The sequence below is a fragment of the Pseudomonas sp. KBS0707 genome (assembly GCF_005937945.2).
Classification (GTDB): Bacteria; Pseudomonadota; Gammaproteobacteria; order Pseudomonadales; family Pseudomonadaceae; genus Aquipseudomonas; species Aquipseudomonas amygdali.
In genome coordinates this window covers 3,749,005-3,769,941 of the sequence record NZ_CP041754.1, presented here as the reverse complement: position 1 = coordinate 3,769,941, position 20,937 = coordinate 3,749,005, and the positions used below count along the sequence as shown (strand labels likewise).

At 61.3% G+C, this 20,937-nt stretch carries 22 protein-coding genes and 1 pseudogene; 13 read left to right on the top strand and 10 right to left on the bottom strand.

Features of this window, described 5'->3' with window-relative positions; translation table 11 throughout:
- Positions 1–446 precede the first annotated feature (446 nt).
- From FFH21_RS17685 to FFH21_RS17665, 5 genes are all read right to left on the bottom strand, one after another.
- Positions 447–1,907: an aldehyde dehydrogenase family protein gene (locus FFH21_RS17685; RefSeq protein ID WP_011169063.1), complete on the bottom strand. Its 1,461-nt coding sequence runs from the start codon at positions 1,905–1,907 to the stop codon at positions 447–449.
- 184 nt (positions 1,908–2,091) lie between these two features.
- Positions 2,092–2,952, bottom strand: coding sequence for a GNAT family N-acetyltransferase (locus FFH21_RS17680; protein ID WP_004665821.1), 861 nt, complete (start codon positions 2,950–2,952; stop codon positions 2,092–2,094).
- A 24-nt stretch (positions 2,953–2,976) separates the two neighbouring features.
- On the bottom strand, positions 2,977–4,161 hold the full coding sequence (locus FFH21_RS17675; protein ID WP_011169062.1) for an FAD-binding oxidoreductase: 1,185 nt from the start codon (positions 4,159–4,161) through the stop codon (positions 2,977–2,979).
- A gap of 19 nt (positions 4,162–4,180) precedes the next feature.
- Positions 4,181–4,573, bottom strand: a complete 393-nt coding sequence (locus FFH21_RS17670; protein WP_004657118.1) for a RidA family protein — start codon at positions 4,571–4,573, stop codon at positions 4,181–4,183.
- Positions 4,563–5,696, bottom strand: coding sequence for a DSD1 family PLP-dependent enzyme (locus FFH21_RS17665; protein WP_011169061.1), 1,134 nt, complete (start codon positions 5,694–5,696; stop codon positions 4,563–4,565). Before FFH21_RS17665 ends, FFH21_RS17670 begins: the two co-directional genes overlap by 11 nt.
- Before the next feature lie 96 nt (positions 5,697–5,792).
- Here FFH21_RS17665 and FFH21_RS17660 point away from each other — a divergent pair.
- A pseudogene (locus FFH21_RS17660) lies at positions 5,793–6,676 on the top strand (LysR family transcriptional regulator).
- A gap of 110 nt (positions 6,677–6,786) precedes the next feature.
- Positions 6,787–7,389 carry a recombination mediator RecR gene (recR, locus tag FFH21_RS17655; RefSeq protein WP_002554228.1) on the top strand — a complete coding sequence of 201 codons (603 nt, stop codon included), beginning with the start codon at positions 6,787–6,789 and terminating at the stop codon, positions 7,387–7,389.
- 18 nt (positions 7,390–7,407) lie between these two features.
- Here recR and FFH21_RS17650 read toward each other — a convergent pair whose 3' ends face one another.
- The 3 genes from FFH21_RS17650 to FFH21_RS17640 all read right to left on the bottom strand — a co-directional run bounded on the left by FFH21_RS17650 (position 7,408) and on the right by FFH21_RS17640 (position 10,384).
- Positions 7,408–8,235 carry a metal-dependent hydrolase gene (locus tag FFH21_RS17650; RefSeq protein WP_041924827.1) on the bottom strand — a complete coding sequence of 276 codons (828 nt, stop codon included), beginning with the start codon at positions 8,233–8,235 and terminating at the stop codon, positions 7,408–7,410.
- Between the two features lie 188 nt (positions 8,236–8,423).
- Positions 8,424–8,747, bottom strand: a complete 324-nt coding sequence (locus FFH21_RS17645) for an EscU/YscU/HrcU family type III secretion system export apparatus switch protein (RefSeq protein ID WP_002554226.1) — start codon at positions 8,745–8,747, stop codon at positions 8,424–8,426.
- A complete protein-coding gene (locus FFH21_RS17640; RefSeq protein ID WP_011169059.1) occupies positions 8,747–10,384 on the bottom strand; it encodes a flagellar hook-length control protein FliK in 1,638 nt (545 codons plus the stop codon). The genes FFH21_RS17645 and FFH21_RS17640 overlap by 1 nt, the downstream gene beginning before the upstream one ends.
- A gap of 190 nt (positions 10,385–10,574) precedes the next feature.
- On the opposite strand from FFH21_RS17640, the gene ccmA reads away from it, so the two are divergent.
- Genes ccmA through FFH21_RS17590 form a run of 10 tightly spaced genes read left to right on the top strand, consistent with a single transcriptional unit; the run spans position 10,575 to position 17,953 of the window.
- On the top strand, positions 10,575–11,216 hold the full coding sequence (ccmA, locus tag FFH21_RS17635; RefSeq protein ID WP_011169058.1) for a cytochrome c biogenesis heme-transporting ATPase CcmA: 642 nt from the start codon (positions 10,575–10,577) through the stop codon (positions 11,214–11,216).
- Complete coding sequence (gene ccmB, locus FFH21_RS17630) at positions 11,213–11,884, top strand: heme exporter protein CcmB (RefSeq protein WP_004657100.1); 672 nt, start codon at positions 11,213–11,215, stop codon at positions 11,882–11,884. Before ccmA ends, ccmB begins: the two co-directional genes overlap by 4 nt.
- Before the next feature lie 54 nt (positions 11,885–11,938).
- Positions 11,939–12,742 carry a heme ABC transporter permease gene (locus tag FFH21_RS17625; RefSeq protein WP_004657098.1) on the top strand — a complete coding sequence of 268 codons (804 nt, stop codon included), beginning with the start codon at positions 11,939–11,941 and terminating at the stop codon, positions 12,740–12,742.
- Positions 12,739–12,915, top strand: coding sequence for a heme exporter protein CcmD (gene ccmD, locus FFH21_RS17620; protein WP_002554222.1), 177 nt, complete (start codon positions 12,739–12,741; stop codon positions 12,913–12,915). Before FFH21_RS17625 ends, ccmD begins: the two co-directional genes overlap by 4 nt.
- The gene (gene ccmE, locus FFH21_RS17615; protein WP_004665810.1) at positions 12,912–13,379 is read left to right on the top strand and encodes a cytochrome c maturation protein CcmE; all 468 of its coding nucleotides are present in this window, start codon (positions 12,912–12,914) and stop codon (positions 13,377–13,379) included. Before ccmD ends, ccmE begins: the two co-directional genes overlap by 4 nt.
- A gap of 3 nt (positions 13,380–13,382) precedes the next feature.
- Positions 13,383–15,356, top strand: a complete 1,974-nt coding sequence (locus FFH21_RS17610; RefSeq protein ID WP_011169056.1) for a heme lyase CcmF/NrfE family subunit — start codon at positions 13,383–13,385, stop codon at positions 15,354–15,356.
- Entirely contained in the window at positions 15,353–15,889 is a 537-nt protein-coding gene (locus tag FFH21_RS17605) for a DsbE family thiol:disulfide interchange protein (protein ID WP_004665808.1), read from the top strand. The genes FFH21_RS17610 and FFH21_RS17605 overlap by 4 nt, the downstream gene beginning before the upstream one ends.
- Positions 15,886–16,356: a cytochrome c-type biogenesis protein gene (locus tag FFH21_RS17600; protein ID WP_004665807.1), complete on the top strand. Its 471-nt coding sequence runs from the start codon at positions 15,886–15,888 to the stop codon at positions 16,354–16,356. Before FFH21_RS17605 ends, FFH21_RS17600 begins: the two co-directional genes overlap by 4 nt.
- Positions 16,353–17,534, top strand: a complete 1,182-nt coding sequence (ccmI, locus tag FFH21_RS17595) for a c-type cytochrome biogenesis protein CcmI (RefSeq protein ID WP_004657085.1) — start codon at positions 16,353–16,355, stop codon at positions 17,532–17,534. Before FFH21_RS17600 ends, ccmI begins: the two co-directional genes overlap by 4 nt.
- Before the next feature lie 11 nt (positions 17,535–17,545).
- Positions 17,546–17,953, top strand: a complete 408-nt coding sequence (locus FFH21_RS17590; RefSeq protein WP_004657082.1) for a hypothetical protein — start codon at positions 17,546–17,548, stop codon at positions 17,951–17,953.
- Between the two features lie 59 nt (positions 17,954–18,012).
- Here the strand turns inward: FFH21_RS17590 and FFH21_RS17585 are convergent, their stop codons facing one another.
- Together FFH21_RS17585 and FFH21_RS17580 are read right to left on the bottom strand one after the other, a co-directional pair.
- Entirely contained in the window at positions 18,013–19,011 is a 999-nt protein-coding gene (locus FFH21_RS17585; protein WP_004665806.1) for a sulfate ABC transporter substrate-binding protein, read from the bottom strand.
- Positions 19,012–19,114: 103 nt separating this feature from the next.
- On the bottom strand, positions 19,115–19,948 hold the full coding sequence (locus FFH21_RS17580; protein ID WP_002554214.1) for an ion transporter: 834 nt from the start codon (positions 19,946–19,948) through the stop codon (positions 19,115–19,117).
- 424 nt (positions 19,949–20,372) lie between these two features.
- Between FFH21_RS17580 and FFH21_RS17575 the strand changes: the two genes are divergently transcribed.
- On the top strand, positions 20,373–20,918 hold the full coding sequence (locus tag FFH21_RS17575; RefSeq protein WP_004657079.1) for a GNAT family N-acetyltransferase: 546 nt from the start codon (positions 20,373–20,375) through the stop codon (positions 20,916–20,918).
- Positions 20,919–20,937 lie beyond the last annotated feature (19 nt).

The following is a 20,937-nucleotide window of genomic DNA, read 5'->3' as shown; positions in this document are numbered from 1 at the left end:
CAAATCTTCGATACGAAACAATGTCATGCCTTACACGCAGTCGCTGCCAATGCAGTGCTTTTCATCCGCGATGGCACTGTCGACGCAGAGTGCGACGTTAGTGACGGCTGAGTCCTGGCGCTGATGCGGGGGTAGCCTGGCAGGATGCCAGGCTAGCCGCACCGGGCCATGGATGGCCCGTTGCGGCGACCCCCGGATCAGTGTCAGGGCGAAGGAACCCGACGAAGTCGGGCCGGAAACAGGAGCGAGGGGGTTTGGTTACTTTGCCCCGTCAAAGTAACTCGCCGAGGGGCGAAAAGGTGACCTGAGTCGACCGTCAATCCACCTGAAACCACAGAACCGCTGTGTGACGCAGAGCGTCACGAACTGCATTCCCACGCGGAGCGTTGGAACGATCCTCATCGTAGTCTGAGCCCCATTTTCCGGACTTTCAGCACCAGCGCCACTCAACCAAACCCCACAATAGCCTTGGTCTCCAGATACTCTTCAAAGCCATGCACGCCATACTCGCGGCCATTGCCCGAGCGCTTGTAGCCGCCGAACGGGGCCATCGGGTTCCAGGCGGGGTAGTTCAGATGCACTTGTCCGGCACGAATGCGCGAAGCCACCGAACGGGCCTGCTCAAGATCCTGCCCCTGTACATGCGCGCCCAGACCGTAAACGGTGTCGTTGGCAATCGCCACGGCCTCATCAACCGTGTCGTAGGCAATCAGGCACAGCACCGGACCAAATATTTCTTCCCGGGCGATACGCATGGACGAGTCCACTTCGGAAAATACCGTCGGCCGGGTGTAAAAGCCTTGCTCATGGCCTTGTACACGGCCTGGCCCGCCGCAGACCAGCTTCGCGCCTTCACTCAGCCCGGCATCGATCATCGCCTGTACGCGGTGAAACTGTGCCTCGTTGGCGATCGGCCCCAGCACCGTTTCCTCCCGCTGCGGATCTCCCACAATGATCGCCTTGGCCGTCTCGGCTGCCAGCGCTTCAACTTCCGCCAGTCGGTTCCTGGGCACGATCATGCGGGTCGGCGCGCTGCACGACTGGCCAACGTTGCGGAACGCGGCCATCACGCCGGGCGGCACCGCTTTGGCGAAGTCGGCGTCGGGCAGCAGAATGTTCGGTGATTTACCGCCCAGTTCCTGAGTTACCCGTTTCACAGTCGGTGCGGCGGCCTGCGCCACCAATGCGCCTGCACGGTTGGACCCGGTGATCGAGATCATGTCGATGTCAGGGTGCGCAGCCATCGCGCCGCCCACTTCAGGGCCGCTGCCATTGACCAGGTTGAACACTCCCGGCGGCAGGCCCGCGTCATGCACCAGTTGCGCGAACAGCAATGCGCTCAATGGCGAGAGTTCGCTGGGTTTGAGCACCACCGTGCAGCCAGCGGCAATCGCCGGGGCGACTTTTGCAGTAATTTGATACAGCGGCCAGTTCCACGGCGTGATCAGCCCGCACACACCGATGGGTTCGCGTTCAATCGCGGTGCCGCTTTCGACGCTCTTGAAGCGATAGGTCGCCAGCAGGTCACGCGCAACACGAACGTGCTCCGCGGCAAGTGGCACTTGCATCGCCCGCGCAGAATTGATAGCTGCACCCATTTCCAGCGAGATGGCCTGCGCCAGCTGTTCCTTGCGCTCGAGGATAAGCTCGTGGATGCGCCCGATTATCTCCGCCCGGGCGTGCACAGAGGTGCCGGACCAGCTCGCAAAGGCCGCCCGCGCCGCCGCAACAGCGCGGTCGACGTCAGCGGCCGAGCCACTGGCCACGTGCGCCACCACTTCTTCGGTCGCCGGGTTGATTACCGCAATGCTGGCCGGGTTGAGCGGCGCCGACCAGCGACCATCGATATAGAATTTCTGCGCGGTGTCTGGATCAACGCGATGGCTGTTCAAGGACTGTGAGGTCATCCAGTGGGCTCCCTGGAGCGATAATGGGCGAGGTCAGGCCGTTTGATATCAGGCCGTTATATGCCTATAAGCTAACAAAGCGGTCTGGATAAAAAGCGCCGATCTGCCGGGCTGCAAAGAATAATCTGCTGTATGCAACCCGCTAACATTGCTGACCTGTTCCGGGGCTTTATCCGCGCTGATTTCAGCCTATGGCCTGGGTCACCAGCGCAAACTGCTGCACGTCCTTGCTTGATGGCGGTGGCGTTCCGAGCACCATGCGCGGTGCCCTGTCGACACACGGCAGGCCCAGGCTTTCGAGCCACGGCGCCAGGCCGCAATCAGCCAGAATGTCGAAGCGCACGAACATGCCGGGTATCCGTTGCAGCAGATGGGCAATCAACTGCCGTGCCTGCCCCACGTCACGGGCCACCAGCGGGCCGATGATATGCCCGCGGCCGAAGCGGCGCAGCAGGGCGATGCCTGTCAGGCGCCCTTCATGGTCGATGCCCACCGCCTGTTCTGCATCGCGCGACAACAGGTCATTCAGCACGACGGTGCGATCCAGACCGCTGCCTGAGTTGGCCAGCCTGATCAGTTCGGCATGGTCGGCCGGACCTAGCGTCCGAACCGGCAGACCATCGCTCGGTGTCGCCAGCCCTGACAGGTCAGCAATGCCCTGATGCTGCTGGATCCGCGCAAAATCGACAAAGCCAAGGCTCCGGTACAACGGCGCGCCCAGTTCCGTGGCATTGAGGATCGGTGTGCGCGGTGCGGTTGCGTCAAGGCACAGATGCATCAGGCGGCGACCGATGCCTTTGCCCTGATGTTCATCGCTGACAATCACCAGACCTATGGATGACCAGTCGCCCTGGTGGCAGGTGAATGCCACGCCCACCAGTTGGCCGTCACGTTCGGCGACAAAACCCTCGGAGGTGCGTTGCACCATGGCCCAGTCTTCTTGGCGGTGCGGCCATTTGAGGTGTACCGAGAGGGCATGGGCCGCAGGAATGTCCGCCTCAGTCACCGGGCGATATCGATAGAGGGTATCTGGGGTCGCGTGCATGGAGCCTCCGTGGGTCGTTTCGGCTCATATGAGCTTGCCTGTGCTCATCAGGCTGGACGTGAACGGCATCTCGATGGCCGTCGGGTCAGTAAAGCGGCGGATATCGAATGGGGTGATCAGCGTGCGCGTGCTGCCGGTGCTGATCAGCTCGGCCATGACATCGCCGACGCCGGGGCCGAGCTGAAAGCCGTGGCCGCAGAAGCCAAACGCGTAGAACAGGCCGTCCACCTTGCCACTGCGGCCCATGATCGGCAGCGAATCCGGCGTATAGCTCTCGATGCCGCTCCAGACACGGATGATGTTCAGCTTCTCTGCGCCGGGTAACAGGCGTTTCATCTGCTTCATCTGGTTGATCAGGCTTTCCGGCTTGAAGTAGGCGCGGCGATTGAGCATGTCCGGTTTGTTGCGATTACCACCGCCGATGATGATGTTGCCGTGCGGTATCTGGCGGAGATAGATCACTTCTTCCTTGATTTTGGTGAACACTCCGATCACCGTCGGCAGGGCGTAGGGCACCGGTTCGGTCACTGACATTTGCGGCCCGTTGGGCTCCAGCGGAACCGGCTCGCCGAACTGCTCGGCCAGCCTGGCCGCCCAGGCCCCGGCGGTGATCAGCAATTGCTCGGCGACGAACAATTGGCCGTCGGTGGTGCTGACGTGAAACTCGCCGCCGACCTTCTGCACCTCTGCCACCTCGGTGCGCTCTTCGATTCTTGCCCCGGCGCGAATCGCCGCACGGGCGAAGGCGGGTGCGGCCAGGCGCGGGTTGGCGTGCCCGTCGTGGGGCGCATAAGAGCCGCCTTTGACCTCCGGGCCGAGAAACGGGAAGCGCTCATGCAGCGTCTTGCCCCTGATCACCTGCAAATCCAGCTCGCGGGCTTCGGGTGCGGCGGCATAGGCCTCCAGTTCAGCGATTTCGTCTTCGCGATAACACACGCGCATATGGCCGCTTGGAATGAACTCCAGGTCTTCGCCGATCAGTTCGGGCAGGCGTTTCCACAGCGCCCAGGAGCGATTGGAGAGTTCCAGCTGGCCGAGAAAGCGGCCCTGGCGGCGCACATTGCCGAAGTTGACGCCGCTGGCGTACTGGCCGATCTGGTGGCGCTCCAGCAGAGTTACCGAGCGCCCGTGCTGGCGCAGGAAAAACGCTGATGACGAGCCCATGAAGCCGCCGCCGATAATCAGAACGTCGCTTTTTTGCGGGGTCATGAGGTGCTCCCGATAGTGTTCATCGTACGGTGCGCGCCAGGGCTTCGATCTCGATCAGGTAGCCGTGGTGCAATTCTGGAACCGGCACCACGGCGCGGGCCGGGCGATGGTCGCCCAGATAGCCTGCATAAATGCGATCGAAGGCCTGCCAGTGCTGGATGCCTGCGATGTAAATGGTCACTTTCAGCAGGTCATCGGTCGTGCATCCTGCTGCCTCAAGAATGGCAGCCAGGTTGTCCAGCGCAATAACGGCCTGCACCTCGAATGGCTCGTCGACGCTGTGGCTGCCGTCAGCGCGCACCGGCAGTTGCCCGGAAACATGCAGCGTGCCTTCATGCAACACTGCCTGGGAATAATGCCCGCCCGGCGCGGCGGCCAGGGGTGTGCGAATCAGTTCGATATCACCAGCCATGCAAGCGACTCCAGGTTTGAATTGCGCCTTCGGCATCGCAGGCGTGGTAGTCCGGGAACTGCGCACCGGTAGCACAGGCGTGGTTGGGCAGAATGCGCAGCCGGCTGCCGATGGGGAAGCGCGCAGTAATGTCTGCCTGGCTGCCGGTGGCGAGCGTGATGATGCCATGCTCCTGATTGGCACCCGTCACCCGCGCGCCGTCGATCCACTCGCCGGTTTCGCTGCACACCTGGCCGTAGCCGAAATCCTCACGCTGGCGCTGGGTGCCGCGATCCCGGCTCATGGCCATCCAGCCTGCGTCAACGATGATCCAGCCGTCCTGCTGATGGCCGATGACCGTGGTCAGCACACTCAGGGCCAGTTCGTCGGCGCGGCACACGCCGATGTTGTGCATCACCAGATCGAAGAATACATAGACCCCGGCACGTACTTCGGTCACGCCTTGCAGGCTCTGCGCCGACAGCGCGGTAGGCGTCGAGCCGATGCTGACTTCCGCGCAGGGCAGCCCCGCTTGCCGAATGCGCTCGGCGGCGCTGACGCAAAGCCTGCGCTCCTGCTCGGCGAGGGCTTGCAGCGCTTCGGGGGTGTCGAGGTCGTAACTGGACCCGGCATGGGTCATGACCCCTCGCAGGTGCATGCCGCCCTCGATCAGCGTTCTCGCGACTTCGACGAGCGAAGGGTCGTCGATGGTCAGCCCGGAACGATGGCCGTCGCAATCGATTTCGATCCACACATCAAAGTTCTCATCATGTCGCTGGCCGAAGGCGACAATCGCCTGGGCAGCGACCACGCTGTCGGTCAGGATGCTCAGGCGGCAACCGTTGCGCCGCAGTTTGAGTGCCTGGTCCAGTTTGCCAGGTGCGATGGCGACGGCGTAGAACACGTCGTTGATGCCCTCGGCAAAGCAGTGTTCGGCCTCCTTCAGGGTCGAGACCGTCACGCCGCTGGCACCTGCAGCTATCTGCGCCTGAATCACAGGCAGGCATTTGCTGGTCTTCACGTGCGGACGCAAACGCACACCCAGCTCATTTATGCGGTGTTGCATGCGCTGGATATTGCGCTGCATACGCGGCACATCAAGCAACGCGACAGGCGTATCGAGAGAAGACAAGAGGGCAGACATGGACAGAGCTCGCGTGACTGGGTACGGCTGCCACTCTACTCACGGGTGATGAAGCTGTGGTTCAATGCCTTGTCATCAATCCTTAAGCTGAGCTGAATGATCGCTATCGAAGACCTGCGTCTGGCCGTGGCGCTATCGCGCTGCGAGTCCCTCAGTGCTGCGGCCAGAGTCCTGAATGTCTCGCCGCCCGCGCTGTCGATGCGCTTGCGCAAGCTGGAGACGCAGTTGGGCATTACCCTGGCCAATCGCGACGCCAGACGCCTGAGCCTGACGGCCGATGGCGAGCGTTTCGCAGAGGAAAGCGCGCACCTGCTGGAACAGCTTGAAGCGCTTCCGGAATCGTTCAAGCAGCACGATGAGCGACTGGTCGGCACCCTGCGTCTGGCAGCGCCGTTTGGTTACGGTCGCCAGCGCATTGCGCCTTTGCTGGCGCGCTTTGCCAAACTGCATCCGCAGTTGTGCCTGCACCTGGACCTGCGCGAAACGCCGTGGCCTGATCGGCATGACAGCGACGCAGTGATTCATATCGGCAGCCTCAATGACAGTCTGTGGATCGCCAGACCTCTGGCGCACAACCATCGCTGGCTGTGCGCCAGCCCAGCTTATCTGGAGCAGCACGGCGTGCCTTCGACGCCTGACGAGCTGGCGTGTCATCGCTGCATCTGCATTCGCGAAAACGATGAAGACGTGACCCTCTGGCACCTGAGCAAGGGCCAGGCGAAAAAGACCCTGCGCATCGAGCCTGCGCTGCTCAGCAACGACGGCTCGGTTGCCCGGCGCTGGCCGAGCAGGGGCTGGGCATCGTCTTGCGCTCGCAGTGGGACGTCAGCGACGCCATTGCCAGCGGCAGGCTGGTGAGGGTGTTGGCCGATTGGCAACTGGCCAGCGCGCCGATCAACCTGCTGGTGCCCGTGCGCAAGCACCGCAGCGCCAGGGTGCAGGCACTGACGGAGTTTCTGGAGACGGCGCTGAAGGGTTGATCACATTAATCACGTAGGCGCTGTTGGTCGCAGTATCGAACACCTCAATTGACGCTCACAGCAACGCGCGGGTATAAACCGCGTCTTGTGTTTTTGTCGGATTTTTCTCCATGAGCTTCAGCCCCCTGATTCGCCAGTTGATCGATGCCTTCCGCGTGCTGCCGGGCGTCGGTCAGAAAACCGCTCAACGCATGGCGTTGCAGCTGCTGGAGCGCGACCGCAGCGGCGGCTCACGGCTGGCGCTGGCCTTGGGGCAGGCGATGGATGGCGTTGGTCATTGCCGCTCATGCCGCACCCTCACCGAAGAGGAGCTCTGCCCGCAATGCGCCGACCCGCGCCGTGATGACACGCTGCTGTGTGTGGTGGAAGGGCCGACGGATGTCTACGCGGTGGAGCAGACCGGTTATCGCGGTCGCTACTTTGTGCTCAAGGGCCATCTGTCGCCACTCGACGGCCTGGGACCGGAAGCCATCGGCATTCCGCAACTGATGGAGCGTATCAGCCAGCAGGGCACCTTCACTGAGGTGATCCTCGCCACCAACCCGACGGTGGAAGGCGAAGCGACGGCGCATTACATCGCCCAGTTGCTCCACGAAAAAGGCCTGGTCGCGTCGCGCATTGCTCACGGTGTGCCATTGGGTGGCGAGCTGGATCTGGTCGACGGCGGCACCCTGGCGCACTCGTTTGCAGGGCGCAAGCCGATTGCGTTGTGACCGTGCCGACAGCCTCCTTCACGGTGAGGTCTGGCGTCTGACCAGCTTTCTCATGGCGGATGCCAGGGCAGCGCTGTTGTCGTCCTTCCAAGGGTGATAGCCTGGCAGCAGGTACTGAATCCATACCCAGGCGTTGGAGGAGATCAAGCCTCTGACGCCAAACATCATCTTGAACAACTGCCAGTAGCCGGACAGCGCTTTGTCCGACCGCCTGCTTGCACAGAGTACCCGCAGCAGTGAGATATAAAAGGCACTCCAGAAGGGTGGACTTATAACCAATGTGGTCAGTGTGCGGTACACGTACTGCCGCCATCCTGGCGTGATCACCTGCTGCCAGACCTCAAAGGACACCGACTTGTGTTCGAGCTCCTCGAGTGAATGCCAAGTCAGCATGTCTCGATAGCCTTCGACGCTGCTCTGCAGAATGGCTGGCATTTTCAACAGTTTTGACGAGGCGGCAGCGGTGTGATGTTCGAGCATCATGACCGTCGCCAACCTGAACCATCGGGCAACCCAGCGCTTTTGGGTGATACCGTACAAGGTCTGCCATCCCCGGATGATTTGGTCGACGGGCAGCCCAGCTGCCTCAATCAAGGCGTTGTAGCGTCGGTGCTCACGGCTGTGGATGGCCTCTTGCGCCACCAGACCGTCGATTTTCTCGATCAGCTCCGGATCTTCGATACTCTCGCGATATTCGCGCAGGCTCTCGATGATGTAGCGCTCCGTCAGCGGCGTTACGATGGACATAGTATTGAGCAATACCGTTGTCTGAACGCAGTGGTTGTGCCAGTCGGTAATGCGATCCGCCGGCAGGTCAAACTTCAGGTCTCTGCGCACCGGGATCATGGATATCAGGCCATCCTGGGTGCTCCCGTAATTGAGTTCTGCCGGCACCGGCGCTGTATGACGATTCATCATTAATCCTCCGACGGAGTACTCTTGATTTCAGTAACCACGAAGATTAGATGTTCAGACGTTCAACAATGCCTCTGGCAGACCAACTGCAAGACTATTTCGCGATGGTGCCTGCGCGTTTATCGACGCGGCGTAATATCCCGCTCCACCGGCGGCGCATCCGGGTCCTGACCCACCGGAAACTTGCCTTTCAGGTGCCAGGCAAACGCGATGATTTCGGCAATCGTGCGGTAGAGCGGCTCGGGGATGCTGTCGCCCAGTTCCATGCGTGCCAGCAGTTTGACCAGTTCGGCGTTCTCGTAGATCGGCACTTCATATTCACGGGCAATGGCCAGAATGGCCTCGGCCAGCTGGTCGTCGCCCTTGGCGCTGAGCGTCGGGGCCTGTTGGCCGTCGTAGCTCAGGGCAATAGCCTGGCGCGGGACATGGTCGGGTAGGGACATCAGGCGTTCTCGTCAATCCAGCGTTGTTCAAGGGCGGTGCGCGGGCCGCTGGGCGGTGCGCCGTGGCTGCAGGCCAGTTCGCCCACTGCCAGGCCGCAGGCAATCAGCCGCTCGCGCAAATATCCCAATTCATGTTCAATCAAGACCGCGCTGTCGGGCCGCTCGGCCCACAGCTGACTGGACAGCGTGCCGCGCAACAACTGCGCATGCACCTGCAGCGGCCCCAACGGCTCAAGGTCGAATGCCAGATCGACTTTCCAGAGCTTTTCCCGGGTCTCCTTGACCTCGACATCGTCACGGTCTTCGGCAGCTTCCTGATCCGGCTTGTCTTCACGCTGCACCTTGACCTGCAAGGGCACGATGTCATGCGCGTTACGCATTGGCACTTCCAGTTGCCAGGTGGTCACCTGAGTGCCGTCGGCATTGGTGCGGGTCTGCTCCAGGCCGCCCAACTGGTGGCTTTGCAGGCGCGAAACAGCCGCCGCAGCCAGCTTGAGCAGAATCTCCAGGTCGTCTTCTTTTTCGCCACCGCTGACGTTGCGCGACGGCAGCGGAAAGATGCTCGGTTGGGTGCGTGCGGCAACCAGCCCAAGGGTGCCCAGGGCATTGCGAATCGCATTGGGCATGGCCCGCGCCAGGGTGTTGGAAGCAGCGGCGGCGCTGTAAGTGGTGTTGTCCGGCAACCCCGGCAGAATCTGTGCAATCAGGCGCATCAGGTTGGCTTTCATGTCCGGAACCTGAGCCGGATTGAGCCCGGCAAGCAGCTTTGCTTCCAGAAACACGCCGCTGGCATTGAGGGCCTGGGCTACGCCTTTCGGTGTGCTCATCTGCTGAATGTCGGGCAGGTCGTCCAGCAACTGGCTGATGGCGGCTTGCAGCGGGGCGCTGATCCCAGAGTTGCTGGCAGGGCTGGCACCGGTTGAATTGGCTGACTGCAGGTTTTGCAGGGCGTTGATCAGGTTATCCAGCGAGCCCTGGCGGTTCTGCTGAGCGGCCAGTTGCTGCGCCACGGCCAGTTGATCGAAACGACCGGGCAGGGCGACGAAGTTCAGCGCCTGGTTGCCTTGTACCTGCGCGCTCAGCAGGCTGCCGACCGTTAGCGGCTGGGGGCTTTCGATGGTCAGGCTGGAGCCCGCCAGCGCAGTATTGAGCAGCATCAAGATGGAGCGATAAGTGGGCGTTGCGGCACCCGGGTTTTGCGTGGCCAGTTGATTGACTGCCTGCGCGATCACCTGGCTGGTCATGACCTTGCCCTGCAACAGCGTGCCGACCGGCAATTGTTGCGTATCGATGCTGGTCATCGAGTTTTTCAGTGCGCTGTTGATCTGTTGCAGCGTCAGCGTCAGTTCGTTGGGCGACGCTTGCGCTACTTGCAACAGGCTGCCGGGCGTGAACGGTACGCTGCTGGTGACCTGCAGGTTGGTCAGGCTGCCATTGGCGAGTACCAGCCGCAGCAGCAACTGGAAGTTCTGGTTGACCTGCTTGAGGGTCAGCACTTCGGCGTCGACGGTTTCGCCTTCGGGAATCAGATTATCCGCCGATTGCAGCAGGGTCAGCACCTGCGCAGGGGAGATGCCGGCGCGCAGCAGTGTTGTGGTAGGGATTGTCGCCGGGACGCTGGTGATGTCGCCTGTCATTGAAATATCGACCTGAGGAAATTGCCCCTTTGATAATAGGACTCGCATGTATAATACCGGCCAAAACCGGACCAGCCGCCATTAACTTCTCTTCATGTAACGGCCATATCACCCCCGACTTGAACCGCCTTTTACTGCGTATGTGTCTGTTTTGGTACATTTCGCGACGCTCCAGCACTGGAAACGCCCGATGATCCCAGCCCCCCCATTTTTGCAAGCGACGGCTCTGACGTGTGAGCGGGACGGGCGGATGCTGTTCGAAAACCTTGATCTGCAGGTGCGCACGGGGGACATGCTGCAGGTCAGCGGCCCCAATGGCAGTGGCAAGACCAGCCTGCTGCGCCTGTTGTGCGGGCTGATGCAACCCACGGCCGGGCACGTGCTGCTCAACGGCCAGCCAGCGGGCCGCCAGCCGACAGCGCCGGGGCTCAATCTGTTGTGGGTTGGCCATGCGTCGGCGCTCAAGGACCTGCTGACACCGCTGGAGAATCTTTCCTGGCTCTGTGCGCTTCATCACCCGGCCGATGCCGATGCCATTTTCAATGCGCTCGACGCGGTCGGGCTGGCAGGTTTCGAAGATGTGCCGTGTCACACCTTGTCGGCCGGGCAGCAGCGTCGCGTCGCGCTGGCGCGTCTGTATCTGCCAGGCCCGCCACTCTGGTTGCTCGATGAACCGTTCACCGCGCTGGATCGCCAGGGCATTGCCCAACTGGAAAACCATCTCGCCGGGCACTGTGAAAAGGGCGGCATGATCATCATGACCACTCATCACACCCTGAGCCGCCTGCCTGCGGGCTATCGGGATATCGATCTGGGGCAGTGGGCAGCATGAGCAACGTCTTTGCCCTGCTGATCGCCCGTGAGTTTCGCCTGCTGGCCAGGCGTCCGGCAGAGCTTGCCAACCCGCTGGTGTTCTTTGCGATAGTGGTCGCCTTGTTCCCGCTGGCACTGGGGCCGCAGACGCAATTGTTGCAAGCCTTGTCACCGGGGCTGGTCTGGGTCGCGGCACTGCTGGCCGTGTTGCTGTCGCTGGACGGGCTGTTTCGCAGTGATTTCGAGGATGGCTCGCTGGAGCAGTGGGTCCTTTCGCCGCACCCGCTGGCCCTTCTGGTCTTGAGCAAAGTACTGGCTCACTGGGTTTTTTCCGGGCTGGCACTGGTATTGTTGTCGCCCTTGCTGGCGCTGATGCTGGGGCTGCCGGTGCGGTGCCTGCCGGTGTTGATGGTGTCGCTGCTATTGGGCACGCCAGTGCTCAGTCTGTTGGGGGCAGTGGGTGCGGCGCTGACCGTGGGTTTGAAGCGCGGCGGCCTGTTGCTGGCGTTGTTGATTCTGCCGCTGTACATCCCGGTATTGATTCTGGGCAGCGGTGCGTTGCAAACCGCGCTGCAAGGCATGCCAGCGACTGGCTATCTGCTGTGGCTGGGCTGCCTGAGCGCGCTGGCGATCACCCTGACCCCCTTTGCGATAGCCGCTGGCCTGAAAATCAGCGTCGGTGAATAAATTGAGGTTCCGGGATCGAGAATTCGATGCCGGTCAACACCCTGGATACACCTGATGAAAAGCAACGCCATGAAAAGCAGCATCGGTTGGGCCTGGCTGCACACACTCGGCTCACCGAAAGGGTTTTACCGCGTCAGCGCACGTCTGCTGCCGTGGCTGAGTGTGTCCGCTGCACTGCTGCTCGGCATCGGCATCATCTGGGGGCTGGCGTTTGCGCCGCCGGATTACCAGCAGGGCAACAGCTTCCGGATCATTTATATCCATGTGCCTGCCGCCATGCTCGCCCAGTCCTGCTACGTCATGCTGGCCCTGTGCGGCGTGGTCGGGCTGGTCTGGAAAATCAAACTGGCCGATGTCGCGCTGCAATGCGCTGCACCCATTGGCGCGTGGATGACCGCGCTGGCACTGGCGACGGGCGCGATCTGGGGCAAGCCGACCTGGGGCGCGTGGTGGGTCTGGGACGCGCGCCTGACCTCAATGCTGATTCTGCTGTTTCTGTACTTCGGCCTGATCGCGTTGGGCAATGCCATCAGCAACCGCGCCAGCGCTGCCAAGGCCTGTGCACTGCTGGCCATCGTCGGCGTGGTGAATATCCCGATCATCAAATATTCGGTCGAGTGGTGGAATACCCTGCACCAGGGCGCGACGTTCAGCCTCACGGAAAAACCGGCCATGCCTGCCGAAATGTGGCTGCCGTTGCTGTTCACAGCGTTGGGTTTTTACTGCTTCTTCGGCGTTGTATTGCTTTTGCGTATGCGCCTTGAAGTGCTGCGTCGCGAGTCGCGCACCCAGTGGGCCAAGGCCGAGGTTCTGCGGAGCCTGGGGCAAACGCCAGAACCGTCGGAGGGCAGGTCTTGAACTTCGCGTCATTCAGCGACTTTCTCGCCATGGGCCGCCACGGGCTGTTTGTCTGGTCGGCCTACGGTCTGTGCCTGTTGGTGTTGCTGATCAACGTGGCAATGCCGCTGGTGGCGCGCCAGCGGTTCCTGAAACAACAGGCGCGTCGCCTGAAACGGGAGAATCGTTGGTGAACCCGTTGCGCAAAAAACGTCTGTTGATCATTGCCGCCCTGCTGGCTGGCGTCGGGCTGGCCATGACCCTGGCGCTCGGTGCGCTGAAGGAAAACATCAATCTGTTCTACACTCCAAGCCAGATCGCCAACGGCGAAGCACCGCTGGACACGCGCATTCGTGCTGGCGGCATGGTGGAAAAGGGCTCATTGCAGCGTTCGGCGGACTCGCTGGATGTGCGTTTTGTGGTCACCGATTTCAACAAGTCGGTGACCATCACCTATCGCGGCATTCTTCCCGATCTGTTCCGCGAAGGGCAGGGCATTGTCGCGTTAGGCAAGCTCAATGCGCAGGGTGTGGTGGTGGCCGATGAGGTGCTGGCCAAACATGACGAGAAGTACATGCCGCCCGAAGTCACCAAGGCGCTGCGCGACAGCGGCCAGGCGGCACCGGGCGGCTCTTCCACACCTGCGAAACAGGGCTGATCGATGATTCCCGAACTCGGCCATCTGGCGATGATTCTGGCACTCGGCTTTGCGCTGGTGCAGGCCATTATTCCGCTGATCGGTGCATGGCGCGGCGACCGCCTGTGGATGAGCCTGGCGCGTCCGGCGGCGTGGGGCCAGTTCAGTTTTCTGATCTTTGCCTTCGGTTGCCTGACCTACGCGTTCATGACCGACGACTTTTCCGTTGCCTATGTGGCGCAGAATTCCAACACGGCGCTGCCCTGGTATTACAAATTCAGCGCCGTGTGGGGCGCGCATGAAGGCTCGTTGCTGCTCTGGGCGCTGATTCTCGGCGGCTGGACCTTCGCTGTTTCGGTGTTTTCCCGGCAATTGCCTCAGGTAATGCTGGCGCGGGTGCTCGCCGTGATGGGCATGATCAGCCTGGGCTTTCTGTTGTTTCTGATCCTCACCTCCAACCCGTTCGCCCGTCTTCTGCCGCAAATGCCTGCCAACGGACGCGATCTCAACCCCCTGTTGCAGGATATAGGCCTGATCGTGCATCCGCCGATGCTCTACATGGGCTATGTCGGTTTTTCCGTGGCCTTTGCCTTTGCCATCGCCGCCTTGCTTGGCGGCCGACTCGACGCCGCCTGGGCGCGCTGGTCGCGGCCATGGACGCTGGTGGCCTGGGCCTTTCTCGGTGTCGGGATCAGCCTTGGCTCATGGTGGGCTTATTACGAATTGGGCTGGGGCGGCTGGTGGTTCTGGGACCCAGTGGAAAACGCCTCGTTCATGCCATGGCTGGTGGGCACTGCGCTGATTCACTCGCTGGCGGTCACGGAAAAACGTGGTGTGTTCAAGAGCTGGACGGTGCTGCTGGCGATTGCCGCATTTTCCCTGAGCCTGCTGGGCACGTTTCTGGTGCGTTCCGGGGTGCTGACTTCGGTGCACGCTTTCGCCTCGGACCCGGCACGCGGCGTGTTTATCCTGATGTTCCTGCTGGTCGTGGTGGGCGGCTCGCTGACGTTGTTTGCGATTCGTGCGCCGGTGGTCAAAAGCCATGTCGGCTTCGGCCTGTGGTCGCGGGAAACCCTGTTGCTGGGCAATAACCTGTTACTGGTGACTGCTGCGTCGATGATCCTGCTGGGCACCCTTTATCCGTTGGTGATGGATGCCATGAGTGGAGCCAAGATGTCGGTCGGCCCGCCGTATTTCAATGCGCTGTTCGTACCGTTGATGGGGCTGTTGCTGGTGGTCATGGCGGTCGGCGTGCTGGTGCGCTGGAAGGACACACCGCTGAAATGGCTGCTGGGCATGTTGGCACCGGTACTGGTCGGCAGCGCCGTGCTGGCAGTGCTCGCGGCACTGCTCATGGGCGATTTCCAGTGGGCGGTGCTGGCCACCTTCATGCTCGCCGCCTGGGTGCTGCTGGCCGGGGTTCGCGACCTGTTCGACAAGACCCGTCACAAGGGCCTGCTTCGCGGCGCGCTTGGCCTGACCCGCAGTTATTGGGGCATGCAGCTGGCGCACCTTGGCATTGTGGTGTGCGCGCTGGGCGTGGTGTTGTCCAGCCAGAACAGCGCCGAGCGCGATTTGCGCATGGCCCCTGGCGAGTCCACTGAGCTGGGCGGTTACGTCTTTGTATTCGAGAGCGCGAAGCATTATGAAGGGCCAAACTTCACCTCCGATCGCGGCACCGTTCGCGTCTTGCACAACGGGGCGCAGATCACGGAACTGCACCCGGAAAAACGTCTGTACAGCGTGCAGCAGTCAATGATGACCGAAGCAGGCATTGATGCCGGTTTCAGCCGTGATCTTTACGTAGCATTGGGTGAACCGCTGGGCAATGGCGCATGGGCCGTACGGGTTCACGTCAAACCGTTTGTGCGCTGGATCTGGCTCGGCGGCCTGCTGACCGGTCTGGGCGGTGTGCTGGCGGCGTTTGACCGTCGCTATCGCACGCGGGTCAAAAGCAAGGTGCGCGAGGCGTTGGGCATGTCGGGAGTTGCACTGTGAAGCGCTGGGTCATGCTCCTGCCGCTGGCGTTGTTTCTCGGCGTGGCGGCGTTCCTGTATCGCGGTTTGTATCTGGACCCCGCCGAGCTGCCGTCGGCGCTGATCGGCAAGCCGTTTCCGCAGTTTTCGCTGTCCGAAGTTCAAGGCAGCCGCGTATTGACCCGCGCCGACCTGCTGGGCAAACCCGCGCTGGTCAATGTCTGGGGCACCTGGTGCGTGGCCTGTCGGGTCGAGCATCCTGTGCTGACCCGGCTGGCGCAGCAGGGCGTGCTGATCTACGGCGTTAACTACAAGGACGTCAACGCCGACGCGCTGAAATGGCTCAAGGAATTTCACGATCCTTATCAGCTGAATATCCGTGACGACGACGGCTCGCTGGGGCTGAACCTGGGCGTGTACGGTGCGCCGGAGACCTTCCTGATCGACCGTCAGGGCATTATTCGTTACAAGCATGTCGGGGTCATCGATGAGGCTGTGTGGCGAGAAAAGCTCGCTGCCCGTTACCAGCAATTGGTTGATGAGGCGCAGCCATGAAGCGCTGCCTGATGATTGTACTGCTCAGCGTGCTGTGCTCAGGCATCGCCCACGCTGCCATCGACGCCTACACTTTTCGCGACGATGCCGAGCGTGCCCGCTACAGCGAACTGACCAAGGAACTGCGCTGCCCCAAATGCCAGAATCAGGACATCGCCGATTCCAACGCGCCGATTGCCGCTGACTTGCGCAAGGAAATCTACCGCATGCTGGGTGAAGGGCAGAGCAATCAGCAGATCATCGACTTCATGGTTGATCGCTACGGTGACTTCGTTCGTTACAAACCCAGCCTCAATGCCCGCACCTGGTTGCTCTGGTTCGGCCCGGCCGGTCTGCTGATCGGCGGTCTGGTGGTGATCGGTTTCATCGTCGGGCGGCGTCGCAAGGCGCACTCCGAACAGGCCGATGTGCTTTCCGAGGATGAGCGACAACGCCTCGCCGCTTTGCTGGATGACCACCGCCCATGACCGATTTCTGGATCGCGACCGGGCTTCTCTTGCTCGTGGCGCTGGGGTTTCTGCTGATACCGGTGCTGCGCGGCCATCGTGCGCAACGTGAAGAAGATCGCACAGCCCTGAACGTGGCGTTGTATCAGGAACGGCTGGACGAGTTGCAGGTTCAGCAAGAGCAGGGCGTGTTGTCGGTGACGCAACTGCAAGGCGCTCGTGCCGAAGCTGCGCGCGAGCTGCTCGCCGACACCGAAGGCGCAGAGCCTGCCCGCACATCGCGTCTGGGCAAGCCCTCGCTGGTGCTGGCTGCGGTGCTGGTCCCTGTATTGGGGCTGGCGGGTTATCTGCAACTGGGTGCCAGTGACCGGGTTGAACTGAGCCGCGAATTCGCTCGACCACCGACCTCGCTGGCAGACCTGACCCAGCGTCTGGAGCGCAGCGTGCAGGCTCAGCCGGATTCAGCCGAAAACCTGTATTTTCTGGCGCGCAGCTACATGGCGCAGAACCGCCCCGGTGACGCCGCGCAGATGTTCGAGCGCTCGGTGACACTGGCCGGAAGATCGCCAGAGCTGCTCGGGCAATGGGCGCAGGCGTTGTATTTCGCCAGCGACAAACACTTCACCGCACAGGTGCAGGCGCTGACCGACGAAGCGCTGCAGGCCGACCCCAACGAAGTCACCAGCCTCGGCCTGCTGGGGATTGCCGCGTTCGAAACACAGCGTTATCAGGCAGCGGTGGATTACTGGACCCGCCTGCTGGCGGCGTTGCCCGCGCAGGACGCTTCGCGCTCGGCGCTGGAAGGCGGCATAGCCCGCGCCAGAGAAAACCTTGCCGGGCAGGCCGCGCCGGTCAAGGCCAGGGCGCTCAAGGTGCGTGTCACGCTGGCTGCCTCGCTCAAGGGTAACGTTCAACCGGGTGACAGCGTGTTCATCTTCGCCCGTGCAATCAACGGCCCGGCCGCGCCACTGGCGGTCAAACGCATCACGGTGGCGGACCTGCCTGCCGAGGTTGAACTGAGTGATGCCGATGCAATGATGCCGCAACTGAACCTGTCGAACTTTGCGCAAGTCCAACTGGTTGCGCGAGTGTCTCGCGCAGGGCAGCCAACCACCGGTGAGTGGGTCGGCCGCAGTCAGCCGCTGGCCAGCGACATCGCGGCGCAGCAGTTAGTGACCATCGACAGTCCGGATAACTAGAGAAATTGCTTATGTACCGTACCGCACGCATCACCTTGTTGGGGCTGGTCGTTGGCCTGAGTGCCTGTGCTGTCCAGCATCCGGCACCGCCTCACAGCCAGGATCCGATCCTTAACCTGCCGGGCGGCCAGCAACCCGGCGCACCGCGCCCGAACACGGCGCCTGCCGAGCCTGCCAAAGCGCCAGCCGCAGCGCCGAAGACCTCGGCCAGTTTCGCCCCGCCACCGGGCGGTGGCAGCCATTGGGACCCGCGCCTGGGCGTGTACGTGATGGGCGATCAGCCCAACACCTTCTATCGCCAGCGTACTTACTATCAGTGGAACAACGGCTGGAGCTGGGCAACCAACCCTAACGGTCCGTGGCAGGCGACCGACGCCAGCGGCGTTCCGTCTGGGCTGGGTAAGCAGTTCAGTAACTGATTCAAGCCTGCAAATGAAAACGGCGACCTGATGGGTCGCCGTTTTGCGTTTCGGGGGACTTATTTGCCCGGATAGATCTGGTCGAACACACCACCGTCAATGAAGTGGGTCTTCTGCACTGTGCGCCAGTCACCGAAGGTTTTCTCGACCGACAGGAAGTCCACTTTCGGGAAGCGGTCGGTGTATTTGGCCAAGACCTGCGGGTCACGTGGGCGCAGGTAGTTTTTCGCCGCGATTTCCTGACCTTCCGGTGACCACAGGTATTTCAGGTAATCTTCGGCCAAGGCGCGGGACTGTTTCTTGTCCACGACCGTGTCGACCACACTCACTGGCGGCTCGGCTTCTGCCGACACGGACGGGTAGACCACTTCAAACTGGTCGCGACCGAATTCACGAGCGATCATTTCCGCTTCGTTTTCGAAGGTCACCAGCACGTCGCCGATCTGGTTGGTCATGAACGTGGTGGTCGCGCCTCGACCACCTGTGTCGAGCACGGGCACATGGCGGAACAGTTCGCCGACGAATTTCTTCGCGGCCGCTTCATCGCCACCTTTTTTCAGGGTGTAGCCCCAGGCCGACAGGTACGTGTAGCGGCCGTTACCCGAGGTTTTCGGGTTAGGCACGATGACTTCCACGCCATCCTTGATCAGGTCCGGCCAGTCTTTCAGGGCTTTCGGGTTGCCCTTGCGCACGATAAACACAGTGGCCGAGGTGAACGGCGCACTGTTATTCGGCAGGCGGCTGACCCAGTCTTTCGGCACCAGCTCGCCATTGTCGGCCAGCGCGTTGATATCGGTCGCCATGTTCATGGTGATGACGTCAGCCGGCAGCCCGTCGATGACCGAGCGCGCCTGCTTGCTCGAACCGCCAAATGACATCTGCACGGTCACGTCTTCATTTTTCTCGGCTTTCCAATGCTTCTGGAAGGCGCTGTTGTAGTCCTTGTAGAAATCACGCATCACGTCGTAGGAGACGTTGAGCAGCGTCGGGGCTGCCTGGGCAGCGCTGGCAAAGGCCAGGCCAGCGGCCAGTAGCGAGGCGGCGAAGAGTTTATTCACTGCAGGGTCCTTGAGATGAAGAGTCGTGTGTAAAGCCTGATGGCGTAATGCCGCGACACTATCAGTATCGCGCCTGCTGTTTAAAGACTGAAAAGGTCTTTGCTTATGCCTTGGACTCTACTTTTGCAAACAATTGATTACCGCAGCGTGAGCAGAACGCCGCGCCGTGTTCGTGGAAGTTCTTTGAGCACACCGGGCAATCGTGTTTCAACTGTTCGCCGCGCATGGCGTTGGCCAGTTCGGCGGTGAATATACCGGTGGGCACGGCGATGATCGAGTAGCCGATGATCATCACCAGCGACGAGAGCATCTGCCCGACCGGCGTCTTCGGCACGATATCGCCAAAGCCCACGGTGGTCAGGGTCACGATAGCCCAGTAAATGCCTTTGGGGATGCTGGTGAAGCCGTGCTCCGGGCCTTCGATCACGTACATCAGCGTGCCGAACACCGTGACCAGAGTGGAAACGGTGACCAGAAACACGATGATCTTCTGCTTGCTGCCACGCAGCGCAGCCAGCAAGTAGTTGGCCTGGCGCAGGTAAGTGCCGAGTTTGAGCACGCGGAAAATCCGCAGCATACGGATGATCCGCACAATCAGCAGGTACTGCGCGTCGCTGTAATAGATCGACAGAACCCCCGGCACGATAGCCAGCAGGTCGACCAGCCCGTAGAAACTGAACGCGTACTTCAGCGGTCGGGGCGAGCAGTACAGGCGCAGGATGTATTCGATCGCGAACAGCAGCGTAAAGCCCCATTCGATCCAGGCGAACAGCATGGCGTAATCGCGGTGAATGCTCTCGATGCTGTCAATGACCGTGACCAGCAGGCTGAGCAGAATCGCGACCAGCACAATCTTGTCAAACGTTCTGCCGGCAGGCGTATTCGCCTCGAAAATAACGATATGCAATCGCTCGCGGCGGCTGAGAGAGGTGTCCATGGTGCTTCCCGAAGCAAAGATCGGCAGAGCCTAGGAGCATTGGGCAGGTGAGTGCAAGCACACAACACCTGCGGGAGCGAGTCGTGCGACGCTTCGCCTGCTCGCGAAGAGGTCGTTATAGCCCGCGTAAACAGGGTGTTTGGAGCAACGTCTTCGTGAGTAAGCTCACACCCACAGAAGTCTTTATTCACAGTTCGACAGGCGGCAGCTCCCGCTTTTCGGGTTCTTGTAACACCTACGTAGACAGATCGGCGCTGGAGCGTAAGGAACGACAGCCTCAATTATCGTGCGACGCTCTGCGTCGCATACCGTTCTGGACGCTCCGCGTCCTCTTGTGGCGCAGAGCGTCCAGTGCTGGAATCATCAGGGCTGCTTATAACAAGCCAGGTGGTGAGCGTCGGTAATGGCTGACGCGGGAGGATGCATGCAGTATTCAGGTGAGGGCTTTTCGATCAGAGTATTGGCGTTTGATGATTGCGAGTTGATCAACCGGTACGAAAAGGCCAATCGCAAGCATCTGCAGCCTTGGGAACCGTTCAGGGACGATGACTATTTCATTCTCGAAAACGCCAGATCCAGGGTTCAGCAGCAGTGGGAAAGCATGCAGTCCGGCAGCGCGGTTTTCTTCCTCGTCATCGACTCAGACGGCGGCGAATTGCTGGGGCGGTGCAGTTACACGAATATCGTGAGGGGCGTTTTTCAGGCCTGCAACCTCGGCTTCTCGCTGGCAGAGACTGCTCAGGGGCGTGGCTTGATGCAAAGGGCGCTTGAGGTGAGCAATCGCTATTGTTTCGAACAGATGGGGCTGCATCGAATCATGGCCAGCCACATGCCAGCCAATGTACGCAGCGAGCGACTTCTGCAATCACTCGGCTTCGAAAAGGAAGGGTACGCGCGCGCCTACCTGAAAATTGCCGGAGTTTGGGAAGACCATGTCCTGAGGGCACTGATCAATCCGAACGAGGCCTGATGGCGAGGCGAGCGCCTTT

What these genes read in the sequence shown, in the direction of transcription:
- FFH21_RS17580 (WP_002554214.1), bottom strand. Translation starts at nt 19,948, where the DNA reads ATGGACACCTCTCTCAGCCGCCGCGAGCGATTGCATATCGTTATTTTC.
- FFH21_RS17640 (WP_011169059.1), bottom strand. Translation starts at nt 10,384, where the DNA reads ATGACAGGCGACATCACCAGCGTCCCGGCGACAATCCCTACCACAACA.
- FFH21_RS17665 (WP_011169061.1), bottom strand. Translation starts at nt 5,696, where the DNA reads ATGTCTGCCCTCTTGTCTTCTCTCGATACGCCTGTCGCGTTGCTTGAT.
- FFH21_RS17575 (WP_004657079.1), top strand. Translation starts at nt 20,373, where the DNA reads ATGCAGTATTCAGGTGAGGGCTTTTCGATCAGAGTATTGGCGTTTGAT.
- FFH21_RS17600 (WP_004665807.1), top strand. Translation starts at nt 15,886, where the DNA reads ATGAAGCGCTGCCTGATGATTGTACTGCTCAGCGTGCTGTGCTCAGGC.
- FFH21_RS17610 (WP_011169056.1), top strand. Translation starts at nt 13,383, where the DNA reads ATGATTCCCGAACTCGGCCATCTGGCGATGATTCTGGCACTCGGCTTT.
- FFH21_RS17625 (WP_004657098.1), top strand. Translation starts at nt 11,939, where the DNA reads ATGAAAAGCAACGCCATGAAAAGCAGCATCGGTTGGGCCTGGCTGCAC.
- ccmA (WP_011169058.1), top strand. Translation starts at nt 10,575, where the DNA reads ATGATCCCAGCCCCCCCATTTTTGCAAGCGACGGCTCTGACGTGTGAG.
- FFH21_RS17675 (WP_011169062.1), bottom strand. Translation starts at nt 4,161, where the DNA reads ATGACCCCGCAAAAAAGCGACGTTCTGATTATCGGCGGCGGCTTCATG.
- recR (WP_002554228.1), top strand. Translation starts at nt 6,787, where the DNA reads ATGAGCTTCAGCCCCCTGATTCGCCAGTTGATCGATGCCTTCCGCGTG.
- ccmI (WP_004657085.1), top strand. Translation starts at nt 16,353, where the DNA reads ATGACCGATTTCTGGATCGCGACCGGGCTTCTCTTGCTCGTGGCGCTG.
- FFH21_RS17680 (WP_004665821.1), bottom strand. Translation starts at nt 2,952, where the DNA reads ATGCACGCGACCCCAGATACCCTCTATCGATATCGCCCGGTGACTGAG.
- FFH21_RS17645 (WP_002554226.1), bottom strand. Translation starts at nt 8,747, where the DNA reads ATGTCCCTACCCGACCATGTCCCGCGCCAGGCTATTGCCCTGAGCTAC.
- FFH21_RS17590 (WP_004657082.1), top strand. Translation starts at nt 17,546, where the DNA reads ATGTACCGTACCGCACGCATCACCTTGTTGGGGCTGGTCGTTGGCCTG.
- FFH21_RS17650 (WP_041924827.1), bottom strand. Translation starts at nt 8,235, where the DNA reads ATGATCCCGGTGCGCAGAGACCTGAAGTTTGACCTGCCGGCGGATCGC.
- FFH21_RS17685 (WP_011169063.1), bottom strand. Translation starts at nt 1,907, where the DNA reads ATGACCTCACAGTCCTTGAACAGCCATCGCGTTGATCCAGACACCGCG.
- ccmB (WP_004657100.1), top strand. Translation starts at nt 11,213, where the DNA reads ATGAGCAACGTCTTTGCCCTGCTGATCGCCCGTGAGTTTCGCCTGCTG.
- FFH21_RS17670 (WP_004657118.1), bottom strand. Translation starts at nt 4,573, where the DNA reads ATGGCTGGTGATATCGAACTGATTCGCACACCCCTGGCCGCCGCGCCG.